The following is an 18,556-nucleotide window of genomic DNA, read 5'->3' on the forward strand; positions in this document are numbered from 1 at the left end:
CGGTAGGTTCGCAGGCGTGACCGATCCGGATTGGGTGTCTCTCGACGAACTGTTCACCGAGCTGCTGCACAGCGAGGACGGTGCGCTGCGGGCGGCTCGTCAGGCGGGGGTGGCGGCGGGCATGCCGGCGATCGAGGTGTCCCCGCAGCATGCGCGCCTGCTGTCGCTGTGGGTCCAGGTGGCCCAGGCAAGGCGGGTGCTGGAGATCGGCACGCTCGCGGGCTACAGCACGATCGCGCTGGCGCGGGCCGTCGGCGCGCAGGGCTCGGTCGTCAGCCTGGAGTTCGAGCCCGCGCACGCCGAAGTGGCGCGGGCCAACCTCGAGCATGCGGGGGTGGCAGACCGCGTGGAGGTGATCGTGGGCGCGGCGCTGGACACCCTGCCGACGCTGGCCGACCGGGCGCCGTTCGATCTCGTGTTCATCGACGCCGACAAGGAGAACAACGTCGCCTATGTCGAGTGGGCGATGCGGCTCAGCCGGCCCGGCACCGTGATCATCGTCGACAACATCGCCCGGTCTGGCCGCGTGCTGGACCCCCGACCCGAGGACCTGCAGGCCCGCGCCGTGCGGGACATGCTGACGATGATGGGCAAGCATCCGCAGCTCGACACCGCCGCGATCCAGACGGTCGGCACAAAAGGCTGGGACGGCTTCGCGGTCGCTGTGGTGCGTTAACCCCAGCTCGCCCGGTCCCGCACAGTGCCCCGGTGCATCACCCGGTCGCCGACGACGCCGTCGTGGTCGGCCTTGTGCATCACGCAGCGGTTGTCCCACATCACGACGTCGTGCGGCCGCCATGCATGCCGAAAGACGTTGTCCGGCTGGGTGGAATGCGTGAGCAACTCGTCGATCAGCGCGGCCGCGGCCTCCGGGGCGAGCCCGCTCACCGCGCGGCACCGGTCCCGCGTCGACAGGTACAGCGCCGTCCGGCCCGTCAACGGGTGACGCATCGCCAGCGGGTGTCGCGCCTCGGTCTCGACATCCCCGTCGAGCTCCAGACCCGTGACGACGTGGGTGACCACGCGGTTGCGGATCTGCGCCTGCAGCTGACGCGGCAGCGTGGCGTACGCGGTGTACTGGTTGGTGAACAGCGTCTGCCCGCCGCGCTCGGGGACGGTCACCGCGCGCAGCGCCGTGTACGCGGGCGGGGTGCGCAGGTAGCTGGTGTCGACGTGGAACGACGAGCGGGGCGCGCGGGTGCGCCCGACGTTCGTGATGACGTTGAGCAGCGGGGCGCCCGGCACCGGTGTCTCACCGGTCGTGAACGCCAGGGTGCCGAAGCTCTCGAGGAACTGCACGAATGCGTCGTCATCGACCTGCTGGTCGGGCAACACGAGCACGCCGTGCACCGCCAGCAGAGCACGCAGATGTGAGACGACGGTGGGGTTCAACGGTCCCACCTCCACCCCGCGCACCTGTGCGCCGACGGGGTCGCGCGTGCTCACCTCGAGACTCACGCCGCCGCGATCCTCGCCTCGCCGCACAGGGTGTCGAACAGCTCGAGAACCGAATAGCCCTGGGCCGCAGCCATCTTCGCGATCACGCTCGAGGGCGCGAAGGAACAGTACGGTCCCGCCTCCAGGAACCACGGCTGGCCGTCGGGGTCGATGCGGAAGTCGAAGAGCCCGTAGTGCCGGCAACCCAACGCCGCGAAGCACGTCCGCGCCGCGTCGAACACGGCCGCCTCGACCGGATCCCCGGGTGCCACGATCCACGCCCGGCCCCCGTCGCCCGCCGTCAGTCGCAGCTCACCGCCGTCGGAGCGGCCCAGCTTGTCCGCGGGCACCCGGATCGGGGCGTTGAGTGCGTACTCCTCCAGCGGCAGGCACACCAGGCGGCCGTCGATGTCGAGCACGCCGCACCGCACTTCGCGACCGAGCGGGATGAAGGTCTCGGCCAGCACGTCGGCGCTGTGCGCGGCGGCCCGGGCGACGGCGCCGGCGAGCTCGCCGCGTTCGGTCACCAGGGACACCCCGACCGAGTTGTCGGAGCGGGCGGGTTTGACGACGAGCGGCAGCGGCAGATCCACCCGGTCGGCTTCGGTCACGAGCCGCCCCTCGGGCACTGCCACGCCCCGGGCCGCGACAAGGGCGCGCGCGATCGCCTTGTCAGCGGTGTTGGCCATCACCTCGGCGGTGTTGCCCAGGAAGGGCAGGCCGAGCACGTCCAGCAGCGCCCGATAGGAGGTCATGCCGGGCAGACAGAACATCTGCGGTAGAACGACATCGGGCCGCATCTCGGCGAGCCGTGCGATGCCGGCTGTCGGTGGCAGCGGTTCCGCGGCTGCCAGACTGCCGGCATCGAGGGCGTCGGGGAACTGCCAGCTCCCGCTGGGGGCTACGTAGGCGAAGCGCACCTCGTGCGTGGGCGAGAGCGCCTCGGCGCTGGCGCGCGCATACAGCCGCGACAGTTCGGCGTTGAATTCGTCGACGGGAGAGCCCACCAGTTGAACGAGGCGCATCTCAATCCCCGCCGTTCTCGACGAGCTTGCCGATGTTGAAGTCGATGCGGCGCCACCCGCGGCGCTGACGCAGATTGCTGACCAGCAGCGCCGGGATCTGCAGGTGGTAGACGCCGAGATAGGGCAGCGGATCCCACGCCGCGAAGATCGCGTCACGGCCGCGGGCGATCACCCACAGGCGACGCAGCCGGTCGGGCCCGCGCAGCAGCCGCCACAGTTCGTGGTAGATCCAGTAGGTCGGTGTCGAGCCGGGCAGCGGGGTGATCGTCGGATGCCCGTCGGTGAGGTAGGCGTGCGCCACATCCGGATGATCGTGGAACATCGTGATCGCGCTGTGGGTTCGCGGATTGCATTCGATGGCGTAGGGCCGGCCGTCGGCGCCGGAGATGAAGTCGAACGAGATCTGCCCGCTGACACCGGTCGCCGCGGCGAAATGTTCCACCCAGGAACGGATTTCGGGTTTGTCCGCGAAGCCGTAGTTCAGCTGCACCGCCGAGGATTCGCAGCAGCCGTACACGGTGACGGTGCCGCCCCGCAACGTCGCATGCGTGCAGTACTCCTGGCCGTCGACGTACTCCTGCAACAGCCACGGATCGCTGGGTGAGATGCCGAGCGAGCGGGCGAACTCGGCGTTGCGCTCGGGCGTCTCACGCCGGAGCCGGGTCAGGTCGGTGCGGCCGACCGGGTTGTAGGCGAGCCGCTTGAGGACGTACGACCGGCCCGGTACGAAGTCGAACCGCTCGATGTCGGTCGCGTCGGTGATCAGCTGGCACTCCGGCACGGACAGGCCCAGCGAGGAACACAGCGTGCTGAAGTCCCGCTTGTCGTCCAGTGTCGCGATCAGCGCGGCCGAGCCGTGCAGCACCTCGCATCGATCGCCGACGAGGTCGTGCACGGCGGCCTCGGGCACGCTGGCCGCAGGGCTGGACACCGGCACGAAGACGTCGACACCTTCGCGAGCGATGATGTCCGCCAACGCCGTTGGATAGCGCGGGTCGGTCGCCTCAGGTGTGCAGTAGAACGCGTCGACCGCGCGGGAGAAGCGATGTCCGGTGAGGCGGTACTTGGCCGACTCGACGAGTACCACGCGGTGGCCGGCCAGATGGAACGCCCGCGCCACGTGCAGGGCCTTTGTCATCTTGCCGCCGCTGACGAGCACCGTGCGCCGAGTGCCGGCGGTGCGCACCGCCGGGCGGGGAGCGCGGCGAGCCAGCGCACCGGCGGTGATCGCCACGTCGACGGGCAGGGTGGCGGCCAGTCCGGCGAGGACGGAGAGGGTGCGGGCGGCGTCACGTGGTCGGGCGTGACGCCGCACCGCACCCGCCGGGGCGGCCCGGTCTGTGGGGTGCGCGGCCAGGGTCATCGCGGCACCATCATCGTCCTAGCGGCCGCATCAGCGTGAGCCCGTCGCGCACGGGGATCAGCACCTGCTCGACCCGGGGGTCGGCGGCGAGCGCCCGGGTGAATTCGGCAATGGCTGCGCCGTTCTCGGTGGTGACGGCAGTCCACGGTTGACCCTGCATCAGCGTGTTGTCGACGGCGATCACCGCATCGGGGGCCAGTAGCGTGGAGTCCAGCAACAGATCCACGTATGCCTGGTAGCCGCCTTTGTCGGCGTCGATGAACACGAAGTCGAACGCTTCCTCGCCGGCACCGGCCAGCCGGCGCAGCGTGTCGAGCGCCGGCCCGAGCTCGATGCGGATGCGATGTCCGACGTCGGATCGGCCGAACCCTGCTTGCGCGACTGCTGCTGCGTCGGCGTCGATCTCGCACGCCACCACCGTGCCGTCGTCGGGCAGAGCCTCGGCCATCGCCAACGCTGAATACCCCGTGAACATCCCGATTTCGAGGACCCTCACCGCCGAAGACATCCGGACCAGGAACTTCAGCAGCTGTCCCTCGACGTGCCCGGACAGCATCTCCTGCTCGAGGCCGTCGTGCCACGGCTGGGTGCTGGTGTCGCGGGCCAGTTCGGCGAGCGCCGGTGACTCCCCGGTGGTGGCCGCGGCCACATAGGGGTCCAACCCCGCCGCCAGATCGCGAGCCCGGGAAAGGCGTTCGAGGACAGTGTGATCCAGCGTGCCGCTCAACTCCTCACACAGCTCGGTGAGCTGCGCGGCGAGGATCGATGTCGGCGTGACGGGCCGGGGTGCGGCGACCGTGTCAGGCATCGACGGTGGCGTAAGTGAAGGCGTCGACGCCGTCTCCTCCGCGGTCGAGGCCCGAACACAGCTTCTTGTGCAGTGTGAGCGTGTCGACCAGTTCGTCGACGGTCACGTCGTTGAGGAAGCGGCAGCTGCCGATCGGGTCGGGCACCGCGGCCCGCAGGATGCCGTCGCGCGTGCGAAGAATCGCCGCTGTCGCGGTCTCGAGCAGCTCGGGCGTCAGGTACGGCGAGTCCAGCGATAGCCCGAGCGCGCTCATCGTCGTCAGCACCCGGTCCCGCTCACCCGCGGTGAGCAATCCGCGCCGCTCGGCGAGCGTCACCGACAGTGCCATGTCGATGTTGATCGCGTGGCCGTGGAAGAACGGGGTCGGCGGGGTCAGCTCCAGTGTGGGACTCCACGTGTGCCCGAACGCGATCACCCGGTCCAGGTCGATCTCGTGCAGGTTGGGTGCCTCGAGCTCGAGCATCGTGGCGATCGCCTCATAGGTCAGCCGGTGCGCGACGGCACGCAGCCGCTCGTCGCCGCCGAGGTGGCCGAAGCGGGTCGAGAGCAGCTCGGGACCGAACCGCTCCAGCATGTCGAAGATCTCGGCGTTGCCGACCACCGAGATCTTGATCAGCTCGGCCATGCCGTTGCGGATCTGGTCCTCGGGCAGTGTCTTGAGGAAGGAGAAATCGAGGAACACCTGGCGTGATGCGTGGTAAGCGCCGAGCCGGTTCTTGTGGTGCCCGTGGTTGACCGCGACCTTGATCGACACGCTCGCGTCGATGAGACCGATCAGCGTGGTCGGGATGCGCAGGTACGGGGTGTTGCGGCGGTAGCTCGCGCACGCGAAGCCGGCGACGTCGGTGGTCAACCCGCCGCCGACGACCAGCACGGGTTCGGTTCGCACCAAACCGAATTCGTCGAACGCGGTGACGATGCGCTCGAACGTCTCCAGTGACTTCGCGGTCTCGTGGATGTGCACCCCGATGACCGTCAGATCGATGCCGTAGTAGGCGAAGTAGGCGTCGATGCTGTCGCGGTAGAGGTCGTAGACCACCTCGTCGATCACCATCAGGGTGCGGCCGTAGGGCAGGTAGGCCTCGGCCAGGTCCCGGTTGGTCACGTCGAAGACGCCGTCGACATAGGTGAGGTCATACGAGATGCGCTCGTAGCCTTCGACGTGAAAGTTGCGCTCGGAGGCGGTGACTCGGGCGGTGAGGTCGCTCATGGGAGGTCTTCCGTTCGGGTGCTCAGGCGGCGGCCAGGGAGACGACGCGGTCGGCGTCGAGTTGGTCGGCGGTGTCGGTGGCGTCGTCGAACTCGGCGCCGGCGGTATTGGCGTTGGGGAAGGCGATGCAGCGCAGCCCGGCGGCGCGGGCCGCGCGTACACCGCCGATGTTGTCCTCGATCGCGACGGCATCGGCGGGGTCCAGACCGAGCCAGTCCAGCGCCAGGATGTAGGCCGCGGGTGCGGGTTTGGTCTCCTCGACGTGCTCGTCGTAGACGATCACGTCGAACGTGGACGCGTCGATCTGGGGATCCAGCGCGGCCAGCAGGGCGTCGACGTTGGCCTTCGAGGTCGTGGTGACGAACCCGAGCTTGTATCCCGCCGACTTGGCGTGCTCGATGGTCTCGCGTACCCCGGGCCGCAGGATCAGCGTGACGTCGGCGAGGAGCTGTTGGAACAGCTGCGACTTCGTGGCGTGCACGGCGGCGGCGTCGACGTCGTCACCGCGCTCGGCCGCGAAGTCGGCGATACGCTGCGCACCGCCGTTGCCGCCGAGCATGCTGCGGTACTCGTCCTGCGACCAATTCCAATCCATACCGTGCTGGGCGAATGCGTCGTTGAAGGCCTGACGCTGCAGTTCCGAGGTGTCGGCGAGCGTGCTGATCGATCCGAAAAGTATGGCGGGCATGGGAATTCCCTTCGCGCTGAGAGAGTTTCGAGCATGGCTCCCCGGGCGCCCGGTGCTGGACGCTGATCGGAGGAAAGACTGTCGATCGACCGTTTCTGGATCTACAGTTCATTAGTACACAGACCAGTCACTAATGAAAACCCTGTCCATCGATTCAGATTCTGACGCGTTGGTGACACACCCACGACGGAAGGTGCCACCGTGCCCAGCAGTACGGACATCCCAGACGAGGACGCGCGGGTGTCCCGGACACGCGCCGATGTCGGCCGTGCGGCCTTGGAGGTACTGCGATCCGACGGATTCGACGACCTGTCCCACGCCCGGGTGGCCGAGCGGGCCGGCTATTCCAAGACCACGCTCTACGCGCATTGGCCATCGCGGCTCGACCTGCTGCGACTCGCCCTCGACGCGCTCGGCCGGCTGCCCCACCACCAACCCACCGGAGATCTGCGGGCCGACCTGATCGCCGAACTGACGGCGTTCCGGGCGTCCTTGGCCGACGTGCGCCTGGACCGGGTGCTGTGCGGCCTGGCCGACGGGGCCGCGGGGGCGGAGGCGGCGCTGTTACGTGACCGGATCACCGTCGAGGCTCAGCGCGGCCTGCGGGCGCTCCTGGCGCAGCGCTTCGCCGGGGCACGGCTGCACGCGGCGCTGTCCATGCTCTCCGGCGCCGTCGCCTGCTCGTCGCTGATGGTCGGAGCGCCACCTGACGACGCCGCGTTGGCCGACGCGGTGGACATGCTGCTCGGAACGGGTGAAGACTCCGTGCGGTGACGGGCTATCTGGGCTACCGGGCGAACGACGCGGACACCGCGTGGGGTGAGTTCTTCGATCCGCGGATGAGTCCACTGCCCGGCCACGTCGTCGACGCGCTGCACCACGGCCCCCAGGCGGCCCCACTCCTGCTCGACTTCGACGGTGTGGCAGAGCTTCTCGACGAGGGGTACCACGCGACCGAGACCGGATACGGATGTTCGCCCACCGGCGGGTTGCGCGTCGCGGTCCGCACCGACATGCCCGGGGTGACCCCGGCGATGTGGGACTGGTGGTTCGGTTGGCACGGCAGCGACGGACGTCGGTACAAGCTGTGGCACCCGCGTGCGCACGTGTCTGCGCGCTGGGCCGACGGCGGCAGCGACGGCGGCTACGTCGGGCGGACCTCTCTGGTCGAGGAGTACCTCGGGTCGGCGTTCGCCCACGCGGCGATCCGCTTCGTCGCCCCCGAGAAGCTGGGCCTGTCCGCAGACCCGTCGACCGTGACGGTGTGCGCGCGGCTCGGTTCTGCCGATCTGCCCGTCGACATCGGCTGGCTGGTGCACCAGGTGCGGCCGGTCGGCGACGGTGCCGAGATGCGGTCGCGGTTCTGGCTGGGGGGCCCGCACGTCCAGGTGCGTCGAGCAAACAGGCTCGTGCACAACGCCGTTCGGCCCTTCGCACACCGGCAGCTGCCTGACCCGCGGGACCTGCTGGTGCACTGTGCGCAGGAGATGAACCACCTCGCCGGCTTCCTCCCCGTTCTGTACGAGCGGTTCGCCTGACGCCGCGCGGGTACTCCGTACCCCGTGTGGACAGTGAGCAGACGGATTCCCGCGCCCGCCGACACGGTGTGGCAACTCCTGGTCGACCTCGACGCCTGGCCGGTCTGGGGGCCGACCGTCGCCGGCGCCGAACTGGACCGCGGCGGCTTCGAAGTCGGCGCGACCGGCCGGGTCTGGACACCCGTCGGTGTTCCCCTGCCCTTCACCATCACCGAACTCGTCCCGGGCAGGACGTGGGCGTGGCGCGTGGCCGGAGTGCCGGCGACCCGCCACGGCGTCGAACCGGCGGGGGGCGGCTGCCGAGCATGGATGAGTGCACCCGTGTGGGCACCCGCCTATCTACCGGTGCTCGCTGTGGGTCTGCGTCGCATCGGCGAGATGGCGGTTGATTCTGGCGCGGACGGGTAACCGTGCGGCCGTCGGGACATTGCTAACAAGGAGCACATCGTGATCGGAACAATCATCGGCGCCATCGTCGTGGGTCTCATCGTCGGGGCGTTGGCCCGGCTCGTGATGCCCGGGAAGCAGAACATCGGCGTCCTCATGACGATCGTGCTCGGTGCGCTCGGCTCGTTCCTCGGGGCGTGGGTCTCCTACAAGCTCGGTTACTCCAACCAGAACGGTGGCTTCAAGATCATCCCGTTCCTGGTCGGCGTCATCTTCGCGATCGTGCTGATCGCGGCTTATCTCGGCATCACCGGCAAGCGCCGCACCGGACCCCGCGTCTAGATGGCCGTCACCGAAACGCGCGAGACCGTCATCGAAGCGTCTCCCGCGGAGATCATGGACGTGCTGTACGACCTCGAGTCGCTCACCGAGTGGTCCTCGTCGCATCAGTCGGTCGAGATCCTCGAACGTGACGAGGAGGGCCGGCCCAAACGATCTCGACAGGTGGTGAAGATCGTCGGGGTCAGCGACGAGCAGGTGCTCGACTACTCGGTGCACGACGACGGGGTCAGTTGGACGCTGGTCAGTTCCCAGCAGCAGCGGGCGCAAGAGGGCCGCTACACGCTGACCCCCGATGGGGACAGCACCCGCGTGAGGTTCGAACTGACCGTCGACCCCACCGTGCCCCTGCCCGGCTTCCTGATCAAACGGGGAGCGAAGGGTCTGATGGAGACGGCCACCGACGGTCTGCGGAAGAGGGTGCTCGCCGTCAAAGGTGGGTGAAGATTTTTCGGAGCGCCACAGCGCGCACTTCACGCGCCATCGACGGGATTGGCAGCTGCATTGCGCCACAATCTCCGCGTGAGCCGGTAGATCGTGATCGAGTCCCTGATCGCGACGACCGAACTGCTTGCGGGAGGGTAGGCGCGGCTTTAGCGTGAGCCGCACCGCATCCCCTCACCCCGACAAGGACCCGCGATGGACCGCAACGGTGGCGATGTCGTCGTCGAGACGTTGACGGCACTCGGTGTGTCCCACGTGTTCGGGATTCCCGGGCAGAACGCGCTGGGGTTGTTCGACGCCATCCGCAGGAGCGGCCTGACGTTCGTCAGCTCTCGGGTGGAGAACAACTCGGCGTTCGGCGCTGACGGGTACGCGCGCGCCACCGGCGACGTCGGGGTCCTGTTCCTCTCGACCGGACCGGGGGCGCTGACCGCGCTCGGAGCGCTCCAGGAGGCGTACGCGACCGGGGTGCCCGTGCTGGTGATCGCGAGCCAGGTGCCTCGGGCGTACATGGGGCTGCGCCGCGGCGCCCTGCACCAACTCGACGACCAGGCGCTCAGCGCGCGCAACGTCACCAAAAGCACTGCGGTGGCAATGAACTCGGCAGAGTTGCCGAGTCTCCTGGCCGACGCCTGGTCGCTGGCTCAGTCGGCGCCCGCCGGGCCGACGTGGGTCGAGGTTCCGCAGGACGTGCTGCTCGACGCCGCCGCCGTGCCGCCGGTGACCTCGGTGTCCACCTCGGTCAGCGCCCGCGCTCCCCGGGAGGATGTCGTCGCCGCGGCGGCGGCGCTGCTGGACTCGGCGCAGCGGCCCGTGATCCTCGCCGGGGGTGGCGTCCGCCGCTCACCGGGCGGCCCGCAGGCCCTGGTCGCTCTCGCCGAACTGCTCGACGCCCCGGTGGTGTCGACCGTCGGCGGAAAGGGGCGATCCGGTTCGACCATGCCCTCTCCGCCGCGTCGTGGATCGAGGACCGGTTCACCACCGAACTGCTCGCCGGGGCCGACGTACTGGTGGCGGTCGGGACCGCGATGGGCGAGGTGACCAGCAACTACTGGAGTCTGCAGCCGTCGGGCACGGTCATCCACGTCGATGCCGAGGAGCGCGTACTGGGGGCCAATCACCCGGCGTTGGCCGTGCATGCTGACGCCGCACGAGCCCTGACCGAGATCGCCGGGCGGGTGACACCGCGCCAGACGACGACGGGTTCCGACATCGCTGCCGCCCTGCGGGCGGCCGTCGAGGAGCGTCTCGCCGCGCAGGACGTCGCCGCCGAACTGGCGTTGATGCGTGCCCTGCGATCCGCCGCTCCCGCTGCGGCACAGACATTTTGGGACATGACCATCGCTGCGTACTGGGCGTGGTCGGCGTGGGATCCGCGCGACGGGCAGTTCCACTCCGCCCAGGGCGCCGGCGGGTTGGGCTTCGCCTTCCCGGCCGCGCTGGCGGCCGCAATCGGCACCGGGCACCGGACGCTGGCCGTGTCCGGCGACGGTGGGGCGATGTACTCGATCGCCGAACTGGCCACCGCCCGTCAGCACGATGCGGACGTCACGTGGTTGATCGTCGACGACGGCGGCTACGGCATCTTGCGTGAGTACATGACCGAGGAGTTCGGCCAGGCCACCGCCACCGAACTGGCTCGGCCCGACTTCGCGTCGCTCGCAACCAGTTTCGGTGTTCCGGCGCACACGGCCACGCTGGCCGACGTCGGTGACGTCGTGGCACGCACCTTCGAGACGCGCGGGCCTGCCGTCGTCGTACTCCGCGCAACGCTGCGGATGTTCTCAGTCACCTAGGAGGTCACCATGGGCAAGCCGCTCGACATCGCGATCATCGTCGTCTACCTCCTCGCCATGCTGGCCTTCGGCTTCTGGGGCAAGACCAGGACCAAGGACTCGGCCGACTTCCTCGTCGCCGGACGGCGCCTCGGTCCCACGCTCTACACGGGCACGATGGCGGCGGTGGTGCTCGGCGGCGCGTCCACCGTCGGTGGTGTCGGTCTCGGCTACAAGTGGGGTCTGTCGGGTATGTGGCTGGTCGTCGCGATCGCCGTCGGGCTGCTGGCGCTGAGCCTGCTGTTCGCCGGCCGCATCCAACGGCTCAAGGTGTACACCGTCGCGCAGATGCTGCGGTTGCGCTACGACGTCGACGCGACGTCGGCATCCGGCATCGTGATGGCGGCCTACACCTTGATGCTGTCGGTGACGTCGACGATCGCCTACGCGACGGTGTTCAACGTGTTGTTCGGAACCGACCGCACGGTCTCGGTCCTGATCGGTGGCCTCACCGTGATGCTGTACTCGTCGATCGGCGGGATGTGGTCGATCACGCTGACCGACATGGTGCAGTTCGTCCTCAAGACCATCGGCATCTTCGCCCTGCTGCTGCCGTTCACCCTCAGCAAGGCCGGCGGCTTCGCCGGGATCCGGGAGCGCGCGGGTGACGCTGCGTTCGACCTCGGCCACATCGGAATGCCCACGATCATCACGTTTTTCGTCGTGTACAGCTTCGGCATGCTCATCGGCCAGGACATCTGGCAGCGGGTGTTCACCGCCCGCTCGCCGCAGGTAGCGAAGTGGGGCGGCACCACCGCCGCGCTGTACTGCGTGCTGTACGGGATCGCGGGTGCGCTGATCGGGACGGCGGCCTCGACCTTCCTACCCGACGTGGAAACCTCCGACGACGTCTACGCTCAGATCGCGGAAACCATTCTGCCCGTAGGCATCAGCGGCATCGTGCTGGCCGCGGCAGTGGCGGCGATGATGTCGACCGCCTCGGGTGCGCTGATCGCCACCGCCACCGTCGCCCGCACCGATGTGAAACCGCTGCTGGCACGGACGTTCGGGCGCACTGCGGAGACAGCTCCGGACGCCGAGCGGGATGTGCACTCCGACCGCCGCTACGTGGTGGCCCTGGGCATCGTGGTCATCGTGATCGCCGCGCTGCTCGACGACGTGGTGGCCGCGCTGACCATCGCCTACGACATCCTCGTCGGCGGACTGCTGGTCGCCATCCTCGGTGGCTTCCTGTGGCGGCGGGCGACCGGTACCGGCGCGCTGTGGTCCATGGCGGTCGGTACGGTCGTCACCCTGGGCACGATGGCGGTGGTCGGTGACGTGCTGGCCAACGAGCCGATCTATTACGGCCTTGCTGCCAGCCTCGTCGTGTACGTGGTTGCCAGCCTCGCCACCCCGAAGACGTCGCCGGAGGTGCTGGCCGAGTGGGATGCCCGGCTGGCGGGCCGCGAGCGGGCGGACGCGGCGAGAACCGGTTCGGAGTAATTTCGCGAAAGCGCATGCGCAAGCGCTTGCCTTCCACTTAGGCTCCCGTCCAACCGCGGCGCGTCGGGCGCCGCCCGGGACAAGGGAGTCCACATGGTCGGCACCGTTGGCAGGCGCAAGAGCGCGGCGTTCGCGATCGGATCGGTGGTGATGGCCGGTTCACTGGTGTTGGGGCTGAGCGGGTGTAGCGGCGGCTCCGGATCGGACAGCGTCAAGGTCGGCCTGATCACCAAGACCGACTCCAACCCGTACTTCGTGAAACTCCGCGAGGCCGCGCAGGCGCAGGCAGACAAGGACGGCGCCCAGCTGGTCGCCCTGGCGGGTGCGTTCGACGGCGACAACGAAGGCCAGGTCACCGCGATCGAGAACATGGTCGGCCAGGGCGTCAAAGGCATTCTGATCACGCCGAACTCGTCGACCGGCGTGCTCGACGCGATCAAGCGGGCCCGCGATGCGGGCGTCATCGTCATCGCGCTCGACACGGCGACCGATCCCGAGGACGCGGTCGACGCCACCTTCGCCACCGACAACAAAGCCGCGGGCGTCAGCCAGGGCAAGTGGGTGAAGGCGGCCCTCGGCAACGCCGCCCCGCAGGTCGTGATGCTCGACGGCACCCCCGGCGGCACCGTGGACACGTTCCGCCACGACGGCTTCCTCGAGGGCTTCGGCATCACGAACAACTCGCCCGAGATCGTCGGGCAGGAGAACACCAACGGCGATCAGACCAAGGCGCAGACCGCGATGGAGAACATCCTGCAGCGCGCGCCGCAGATCAACGCGCTGTACACGATCAACGAGCCGGCAGCCGCCGGCGCCTACCAGGCCATCCAGTCGGCCGGCCGGGCCGCGCAGATCACCATCGGCTCGATCGACGGCAGCTGCACCGGTGTGGCCGACGTCAAGGCCGGCAAGATCGGCGCGACGGTCATGCAGTTCCCGGCGAAGATGGCCGAGCTCGGCGTGCAGGCCGTCGTCAAGTTCGCCAAGGACGGCACCAAGCCCAGCGGCTTCAACGACACCGGTTCCGAACTCATCACCGACAAGCCCATGCCGGGCCTGCCGTCGAAGGACACCGCCTGGGGTGAGCAGAACTGCTGGGGTACCGCCGGGTCATGACGAGCGGCGTTGCACCACAAACGAAGCCGTCGTTGTCGAGTCGGCTGACGGTATCGAACCTCCTGCGTGAACCCCTGCTCGGCCCGCTGGTCGCGCTCGTCCTGGCGATCATCATCTTCAGCGTCATCTCGGACTCGTTCCTCGAGCCGCAGAACGTGTCGCTGATCCTGCAGCAGTCGGTGGTCGTGGGCATCCTGGCGGTCGGGCAGACGCTGATCATCCTGACCTCCGGCATCGACCTGTCGATCGGGGCGGTGGCCGTCTTCGGGACCATCGTGATGGCCCAGAGTGCCGGCGCGAACGGGCCGGTCGTCGCCCTGGGGTCCACCTTGGCTGTCTGCGTGGTGTTCGGCGCGCTCAACGGTGGGCTCGTCACCGCCTTGCGGTTGCCGCCGTTCATCGTCACCCTCGGGACGTTCACGGCGATCCAGGCCGCCACCCGGCTGCTCGCCGGCTCGGAGACCTACCGGGTCACGCCGGGACCGCTGACGTTCCTGGGCACGTCGTTCCGGATCGGGACGTTCTCGACGACGTTCGGTGTCGTCGCGATGCTGCTGGTCTACCTCGTGACGTGGTACGCGCTGTCCCAAACCGCGTGGGGCAAGCACGTGTACGCGGTCGGCGGTAACCCGCAGGCATCCGATCTGTCCGGCATCAAATCCGGCCGGGTGCTGCTGTCGGTGTACGTCACCACCGGCGTGATCGCCGCGATCGCGGCGTGGGCTGCGCTGGGCCGTATCCCCAATGCGGACCCGAACGCGTACCAGAACGCCAACCTCGAGACCATCACCGCGGTGGTCATCGGGGGGACGAGCCTGTTCGGCGGTCGCGGCGGCGTCGGCGGCACGCTGGTCGGCACGCTGATCGTCGGCGTGCTGCGCAACGGGCTCACACAGGCCGGCGTCGACAACCTCTACCAGAACATCGCCACCGGAGTCCTGGTGATCGTCGCGGTGGCTCTGGATCAGTTCACCCGCAGGAGATCACGATGACCACCACGACGAACCCAGCTCTGGAAGCGCACGGCCTCGTCAAGAAGTACGGAAACGTGACCGCGATCAACGGCGCCGATTTCGAGCTACGCGCCGGGGAGGTGCTCGCCGTCATCGGCGACAACGGTGCGGGTAAGAGCAGCCTGATCAAAGCTCTTGCCGGCGCGGTGATTCCGGACTCGGGTCAGATCCTGATGAACGGGCAACCGGTGTCGTTCAAGAACACCCGAGACGCACGTGCCGCCGGAATCGAGACGGTGTACCAGGATCTCGCGGTGGTGCCGGCCCTCGACATCGCCTCGAATCTGTACCTCGGCCGAGAGGTCCGGCGAAAAGGCATCGCGGGCAGCGTCTTCCGTCGCCTCGACATGCCGCGCATGCGTCAGGACGCCTCCCGCCACCTGTCTGATCTGAAGATCGGCATCAAGGCGGTCAGCCAGGCCGTCGAGACGCTGTCCGGTGGGCAACGTCAGGGTGTCGCGGTGGCTCGCGCGGCGGCGTTCGGCCGCGGGGTGATCATCATGGACGAGCCGACCGCCGCACTCGGTGTGCGGGAGTCGGGGCAGGTGATCGACCTGATCAAATCCATTCGGGACCGCGGTATTCCGGTGGTGCTCATCAGCCACGACATGCCGCATGTCTTCGAGGTGGCCGATCGCATCCACATCCACCGGCTGGGGCAGCGTGCCGGCGTCGTCGACCCGAAGCAGCGGTCGATGTCCGAGGTGGTGGCACTGATGACCGGCGCGGAGGAGCCGACCGATGAGGAACGCGCCGGCCTCTGAGCGGCGGGGGATCTTCGTCGGCCTGGCGACCCTCGACGTCATCCACCGCATCGCCGAGCCGCCCGCGGTGAACCAGAAGATCACCGCAGCTGCGCAATTCGTCGCAGCCGGCGGTCCGGCCGCGAACGCGGCGGTGACGTTCGCCGCGCTCGGCGGTGACGCGGTCCTGGTCACCGCACTGGGAACCGACCCAGTCGCCGACCTCGTCCGCAGCGACCTGGTGGCCTACGGCGTCGAGGTGATCGACGCCGCGGCGGGAACGGCTCGCCCGGTCCCGGTGTCCAGTGTGTCGGTCGTGGACGCGACCGGGGACCGCTCGGTGGTCTCCCTCGACGCGGTCGCCTCCGACGCTGCCGCGCCGGCGGCGCTCGACGACCTCGTCGCCGGCGCCGACGTCGTGCTGGTCGACGGGCACCACCCGGTCATCGGGGTCGCTGCGGCACGCGCGGCCGCCGCGGCGAAGGTGCCCTGCGTCGTCGACGCGGGCCGCTGGAAACCGGTGATGAGCGACCTCGTCGCGCATGCACCGGACATGGTGTGCTCCGGCGACTTTCGCACCCCCGGCGCCGAGAGCGCCGAGGCGACCGCCGCCGCGCTTCTCGGCGACGGTGTGCCCACTGTCGTCATCACCGGCGGCGCTGCGCCGGTCCGGTGGTGGTCGGACGGTGAGTCCGGCACCGTCGCGGTGCCGCAGGTGCAGGCCCGCGACACCCTGGGCGCCGGGGACGCGTTCCACGGCGCATACTGCTACTTCGGTGCGGCCGGTGCAGTCCGCCTGACCGAGCGCATCGAAGCCGCGGCGCGAGTCGCCGCGCTGCGGTGCTCGGTGATCGGACCGCGGGCCTGGCTGGCCGAACTCTCCCACGATCGAAGGCGGCAAGGGTGACCATCGAGCAGGACGTCGACACCGCCACCGTCGAGCAGCTGATCGCCTGGGCGCGGGCGCTGGTCACGCCCGGTACCCGGCGCATCCTCGGGCTGACCGGCGCGCCGGGGGCCGGAAAGTCCACCGTCGCAGAACAACTGGTCGACGCGCTCGGCCCCCGCGATGCGGTGCTGGTGCCGATGGACGGCTTCCACCTGGCCAACGAGGTGCTGCTCGACCTGGGCCGGCGCGATCGCAAGGGCGCGCACGACACGTTCGACGACGACGGGTATGCACGGTTGCTCGCCGCGCTGCGCACACAGCGAGACGGTGACGCCGTGATCTATGCCCCGCGGTTCCGGCGCGAGATCGAGGAACCGATCGGCTCGTCGATCCCGGTGCACGCGTCGATCCCGCTGGTGGTCACCGAAGGCAACTATCTGCTGCTGGACTCCGGTGCCTGGCCGGATGCCCGCGCCTGCGTCGACGAGGTGTGGTTCCTGGCCCCGGACACCGGGATTCGGCACGAGCGGCTGGTGCGCCGGCACGAGGCGTTCGGAAAGTCGCCGCAGGAGGCGGAGTTCTGGGCACTGGGATCCGACGAGCGCAACGCCCAGCTGATCGAGTCGACAGCCGGCCTGGCCGATCGCATTCTGCGGTTGCCATGACCACGATGGGCGACGTCGCGCGCTTGGCCGGAGTCTCCGCGTCCACGGTCTCGCACGTGATCAACGGGACCCGCCGGGTGGACACCCGCACGCGGCTGCGGGTCGAGGCGGCGATCGCCGAGACCGGCTACCGCCGCAACGGCGTGGCCCGCTCGCTGGCGGCCGGGCGCACCCACACGGTGGGGCTGTCGATCTCGGCGCTGACCAACCCGTACTTCGGCAACCTCGTGCACGCGGTCGAAACGGCGCTCTCGGAAGCGGGTTACGTGCTGATCGTCGGCGACTCGCACGACAACGCGGAATCAGAGAAGCGGGTCACCGACTCCCTGCTGGACCGGCAGGCCGACGGGATGATCGTCGCCCCTGCGGCCGGCTCGGAGCGGACGACGTTGCCGGCGATCGTGCGCACCGGCACGCCGCTGGTCCTCATCGACCGTGCCGTCGACATCGACTGCGATCAGGTGGGGGCCGAGAACGTCGAGTCGGCGCGCGCCCTCACCGAGCACCTGCTCGAGCACGGGCACCGACGGATCGCCGTGGTGCGCGGCATCGCCGGAATCTCCTCCACTGTCGAGCGATTCGACGGGTACGCCGCCGCCCTGGCCGCCCACGACATCCCCCTCGACCCCGCCCTGGTGATCGACGGTGAGTCGAGCACCGACGTCGCCGAACGTGAGGTGCGCGCCGCGATGGGCGTCGAGAACCGGCCCACCGCGCTGGTCTCGATGAACAACGCGATGACGATCGGCGCCCTCAAGGCGCTGCGCAGCCTCGACCTGGCGATCCCGTCCGACGTGGCGTTCGCCTGCTACGACGACTTCGAGTGGTCGGATCTGTTCGAGCCCAAGCTGACTGCGGCGGCGCAGGACATCGAGACCATCGGCGCCACCGCGGCTCAACTGCTGCTGCGGCGCGTGCGTGAACCCCACAGTGCGGCACAACGCATCCGGGTGCCGACGGCGTTCCATCGCCGCAACTCCTGCGGCTGCCGGGGCTAGCGGGAGGCGAGCGCCATCCGCGCGGCCAGCGCCACGTACGTCGCGGCGAACGTCTTGCGCAGCCCCCTCACGACGCGCGGGCGGCTGATCACGTGGCTGCGCACCGCCGCGGCGAACACGCCGTAGGCCGCGAACACCACCAGCGTCATCGCCATGAAAACCGCTGACAGCACGAGCATCTCGCCGACGACAGAACCGGCGGCGGGGTCGACGAACTGAGGCAGGAAGGCGAAGAAGAACAGCGTCAGCTTCGGATTGAGCGTGTTGACCGCGATCGCGGTGCCGATGATGCGCCACGATCCCGGCGGGGCGGCGGGTGCGTCGGCGGCGACCAGGTCGGAGTCGTCACGCCAGGTGACCCACGCCAGGTACAGCAGATAGGCCACCCCGAGGTACTTCACGGTCTGGAACGCGATGGCGCTGCTGTGCATGATCGCGGCGAGCCCGCTCACCGCGGCCAGCATGTGCGGCACGATGCCCAGCGTGCACCCGACCGCGGCCAGCAGCGACGCCCGCGTGCCGTGCGAGAGGCCGCTGGCCACGGTGTAGAGCGCGCCGGTGCCCGGCGTGATCACCACGATCAGGCTGGTCAGCAGGAACGCCACAGTCATC

20 protein-coding genes and 1 pseudogene are annotated in these 18,556 nt (G+C 69.2%); 14 read left to right on the plus strand and 7 right to left on the minus strand.

Annotated elements, in window-relative coordinates; translation table 11 throughout:
• The first annotated feature begins 16 nt into the window (after positions 1–16).
• Positions 17–676 carry an O-methyltransferase gene (locus tag ACZY1G_RS01265; RefSeq protein ID WP_463821360.1) on the plus strand — a complete coding sequence of 220 codons (660 nt, stop codon included), beginning with the start codon at positions 17–19 and terminating at the stop codon, positions 674–676.
• On the opposite strand, the gene ACZY1G_RS01270 is transcribed toward ACZY1G_RS01265, so the two are convergent.
• From ACZY1G_RS01270 to ACZY1G_RS01295, 6 genes are read right to left on the minus strand one after another with little or no spacing between them, the layout of a single operon-like run.
• Positions 673–1,458, minus strand: coding sequence for a TauD/TfdA dioxygenase family protein (locus ACZY1G_RS01270; protein WP_463821362.1), 786 nt, complete (start codon positions 1,456–1,458; stop codon positions 673–675). The genes ACZY1G_RS01265 and ACZY1G_RS01270 overlap by 4 nt on opposite strands.
• Positions 1,455–2,462: a D-alanine--D-alanine ligase family protein gene (locus ACZY1G_RS01275; protein ID WP_463813213.1), complete on the minus strand. Its 1,008-nt coding sequence runs from the start codon at positions 2,460–2,462 to the stop codon at positions 1,455–1,457. The genes ACZY1G_RS01270 and ACZY1G_RS01275 overlap by 4 nt, the downstream gene beginning before the upstream one ends.
• Before the next feature lies 1 nt (position 2,463).
• On the minus strand, positions 2,464–3,825 hold the full coding sequence (locus tag ACZY1G_RS01280) for an ATP-grasp domain-containing protein (protein ID WP_463813214.1): 1,362 nt from the start codon (positions 3,823–3,825) through the stop codon (positions 2,464–2,466).
• 10 nt (positions 3,826–3,835) lie between these two features.
• A complete protein-coding gene (locus tag ACZY1G_RS01285; protein WP_463821364.1) occupies positions 3,836–4,633 on the minus strand; it encodes an O-methyltransferase in 798 nt (265 codons plus the stop codon).
• The gene (locus ACZY1G_RS01290; protein WP_463821366.1) at positions 4,626–5,843 is read right to left on the minus strand and encodes a sedoheptulose 7-phosphate cyclase; all 1,218 of its coding nucleotides are present in this window, start codon (positions 5,841–5,843) and stop codon (positions 4,626–4,628) included. Before ACZY1G_RS01290 ends, ACZY1G_RS01285 begins: the two co-directional genes overlap by 8 nt.
• A 22-nt stretch (positions 5,844–5,865) precedes the next feature.
• The gene (locus ACZY1G_RS01295) at positions 5,866–6,531 is read right to left on the minus strand and encodes an HAD family hydrolase (protein ID WP_463821368.1); all 666 of its coding nucleotides are present in this window, start codon (positions 6,529–6,531) and stop codon (positions 5,866–5,868) included.
• Positions 6,532–6,732: 201 nt separating this feature from the next.
• Between ACZY1G_RS01295 and ACZY1G_RS01300 the strand changes: the two genes are divergently transcribed.
• From ACZY1G_RS01300 to ACZY1G_RS01360, 13 genes and pseudogenes are all read left to right on the plus strand, one after another.
• Positions 6,733–7,305 (plus strand): TetR/AcrR family transcriptional regulator, encoded by a 573-nt coding sequence (locus tag ACZY1G_RS01300; RefSeq protein WP_463813218.1) that lies wholly within the window; start codon positions 6,733–6,735, stop codon positions 7,303–7,305.
• The gene (locus ACZY1G_RS01305; RefSeq protein ID WP_463821370.1) at positions 7,302–8,069 is read left to right on the plus strand and encodes a DAPG hydrolase family protein; all 768 of its coding nucleotides are present in this window, start codon (positions 7,302–7,304) and stop codon (positions 8,067–8,069) included. Before ACZY1G_RS01300 ends, ACZY1G_RS01305 begins: the two co-directional genes overlap by 4 nt.
• A 24-nt stretch (positions 8,070–8,093) precedes the next feature.
• Complete coding sequence (locus ACZY1G_RS01310; protein ID WP_463813221.1) at positions 8,094–8,477, plus strand: SRPBCC family protein; 384 nt, start codon at positions 8,094–8,096, stop codon at positions 8,475–8,477.
• Between the two features lie 39 nt (positions 8,478–8,516).
• The gene (locus ACZY1G_RS01315; protein ID WP_463813222.1) at positions 8,517–8,798 is read left to right on the plus strand and encodes a GlsB/YeaQ/YmgE family stress response membrane protein; all 282 of its coding nucleotides are present in this window, start codon (positions 8,517–8,519) and stop codon (positions 8,796–8,798) included.
• Entirely contained in the window at positions 8,799–9,239 is a 441-nt protein-coding gene (locus tag ACZY1G_RS01320; RefSeq protein ID WP_463813223.1) for an SRPBCC family protein, read from the plus strand. It begins immediately after the preceding gene.
• 264 nt (positions 9,240–9,503) lie between these two features.
• A pseudogene (locus ACZY1G_RS01325) lies at positions 9,504–11,032 on the plus strand (thiamine pyrophosphate-binding protein); the annotation flags it as partial.
• 12 nt (positions 11,033–11,044) lie between these two features.
• A complete protein-coding gene (locus ACZY1G_RS01330) occupies positions 11,045–12,520 on the plus strand; it encodes a sodium:solute symporter family protein (RefSeq protein ID WP_463821372.1) in 1,476 nt (491 codons plus the stop codon).
• 93 nt (positions 12,521–12,613) lie between these two features.
• Entirely contained in the window at positions 12,614–13,636 is a 1,023-nt protein-coding gene (locus ACZY1G_RS01335; RefSeq protein ID WP_463813227.1) for a substrate-binding domain-containing protein, read from the plus strand.
• Positions 13,633–14,628, plus strand: coding sequence for an ABC transporter permease (locus tag ACZY1G_RS01340; protein WP_463813228.1), 996 nt, complete (start codon positions 13,633–13,635; stop codon positions 14,626–14,628). Before ACZY1G_RS01335 ends, ACZY1G_RS01340 begins: the two co-directional genes overlap by 4 nt.
• A complete protein-coding gene (locus ACZY1G_RS01345; protein WP_463821374.1) occupies positions 14,625–15,413 on the plus strand; it encodes an ATP-binding cassette domain-containing protein in 789 nt (262 codons plus the stop codon). The genes ACZY1G_RS01340 and ACZY1G_RS01345 overlap by 4 nt, the downstream gene beginning before the upstream one ends.
• Positions 15,391–16,299, plus strand: a complete 909-nt coding sequence (locus ACZY1G_RS01350) for a PfkB family carbohydrate kinase (protein WP_463821376.1) — start codon at positions 15,391–15,393, stop codon at positions 16,297–16,299. Before ACZY1G_RS01345 ends, ACZY1G_RS01350 begins: the two co-directional genes overlap by 23 nt.
• Positions 16,296–16,946, plus strand: coding sequence for a nucleoside/nucleotide kinase family protein (locus ACZY1G_RS01355; protein ID WP_463821378.1), 651 nt, complete (start codon positions 16,296–16,298; stop codon positions 16,944–16,946). The genes ACZY1G_RS01350 and ACZY1G_RS01355 overlap by 4 nt, the downstream gene beginning before the upstream one ends.
• On the plus strand, positions 16,943–17,944 hold the full coding sequence (locus ACZY1G_RS01360) for a LacI family DNA-binding transcriptional regulator (protein ID WP_463821380.1): 1,002 nt from the start codon (positions 16,943–16,945) through the stop codon (positions 17,942–17,944). Before ACZY1G_RS01355 ends, ACZY1G_RS01360 begins: the two co-directional genes overlap by 4 nt.
• On the opposite strand, the gene ACZY1G_RS01365 is transcribed toward ACZY1G_RS01360, so the two are convergent.
• Entirely contained in the window at positions 17,941–18,555 is a 615-nt protein-coding gene (locus tag ACZY1G_RS01365) for a LysE family translocator (protein ID WP_463821382.1), read from the minus strand. The two genes, ACZY1G_RS01360 and ACZY1G_RS01365, sit on opposite strands and share 4 nt — an antisense overlap.
• Between the last annotated feature and the right edge of the window lies 1 nt (position 18,556).

The organism is Mycobacterium sp. IDUB_5, from assembly GCF_055419565.1.

What these genes read in the sequence shown, in the direction of transcription:
- ACZY1G_RS01330 (WP_463821372.1), top strand. Translation starts at nt 11,045, where the DNA reads ATGGGCAAGCCGCTCGACATCGCGATCATCGTCGTCTACCTCCTCGCC.
- ACZY1G_RS01345 (WP_463821374.1), top strand. Translation starts at nt 14,625, where the DNA reads ATGACCACCACGACGAACCCAGCTCTGGAAGCGCACGGCCTCGTCAAG.
- ACZY1G_RS01350 (WP_463821376.1), top strand. Translation starts at nt 15,391, where the DNA reads ATGAGGAACGCGCCGGCCTCTGAGCGGCGGGGGATCTTCGTCGGCCTG.
- ACZY1G_RS01320 (WP_463813223.1), top strand. Translation starts at nt 8,799, where the DNA reads ATGGCCGTCACCGAAACGCGCGAGACCGTCATCGAAGCGTCTCCCGCG.
- ACZY1G_RS01275 (WP_463813213.1), bottom strand. Translation starts at nt 2,462, where the DNA reads ATGCGCCTCGTTCAACTGGTGGGCTCTCCCGTCGACGAATTCAACGCC.
- ACZY1G_RS01340 (WP_463813228.1), top strand. Translation starts at nt 13,633, where the DNA reads ATGACGAGCGGCGTTGCACCACAAACGAAGCCGTCGTTGTCGAGTCGG.
- ACZY1G_RS01365 (WP_463821382.1), bottom strand. Translation starts at nt 18,555, where the DNA reads ATGACTGTGGCGTTCCTGCTGACCAGCCTGATCGTGGTGATCACGCCG.
- ACZY1G_RS01335 (WP_463813227.1), top strand. Translation starts at nt 12,614, where the DNA reads ATGGTCGGCACCGTTGGCAGGCGCAAGAGCGCGGCGTTCGCGATCGGA.
- ACZY1G_RS01280 (WP_463813214.1), bottom strand. Translation starts at nt 3,825, where the DNA reads ATGACCCTGGCCGCGCACCCCACAGACCGGGCCGCCCCGGCGGGTGCG.
- ACZY1G_RS01285 (WP_463821364.1), bottom strand. Translation starts at nt 4,633, where the DNA reads ATGCCTGACACGGTCGCCGCACCCCGGCCCGTCACGCCGACATCGATC.
- ACZY1G_RS01295 (WP_463821368.1), bottom strand. Translation starts at nt 6,531, where the DNA reads ATGCCCGCCATACTTTTCGGATCGATCAGCACGCTCGCCGACACCTCG.
- ACZY1G_RS01360 (WP_463821380.1), top strand. Translation starts at nt 16,943, where the DNA reads ATGACCACGATGGGCGACGTCGCGCGCTTGGCCGGAGTCTCCGCGTCC.
- ACZY1G_RS01290 (WP_463821366.1), bottom strand. Translation starts at nt 5,843, where the DNA reads ATGAGCGACCTCACCGCCCGAGTCACCGCCTCCGAGCGCAACTTTCAC.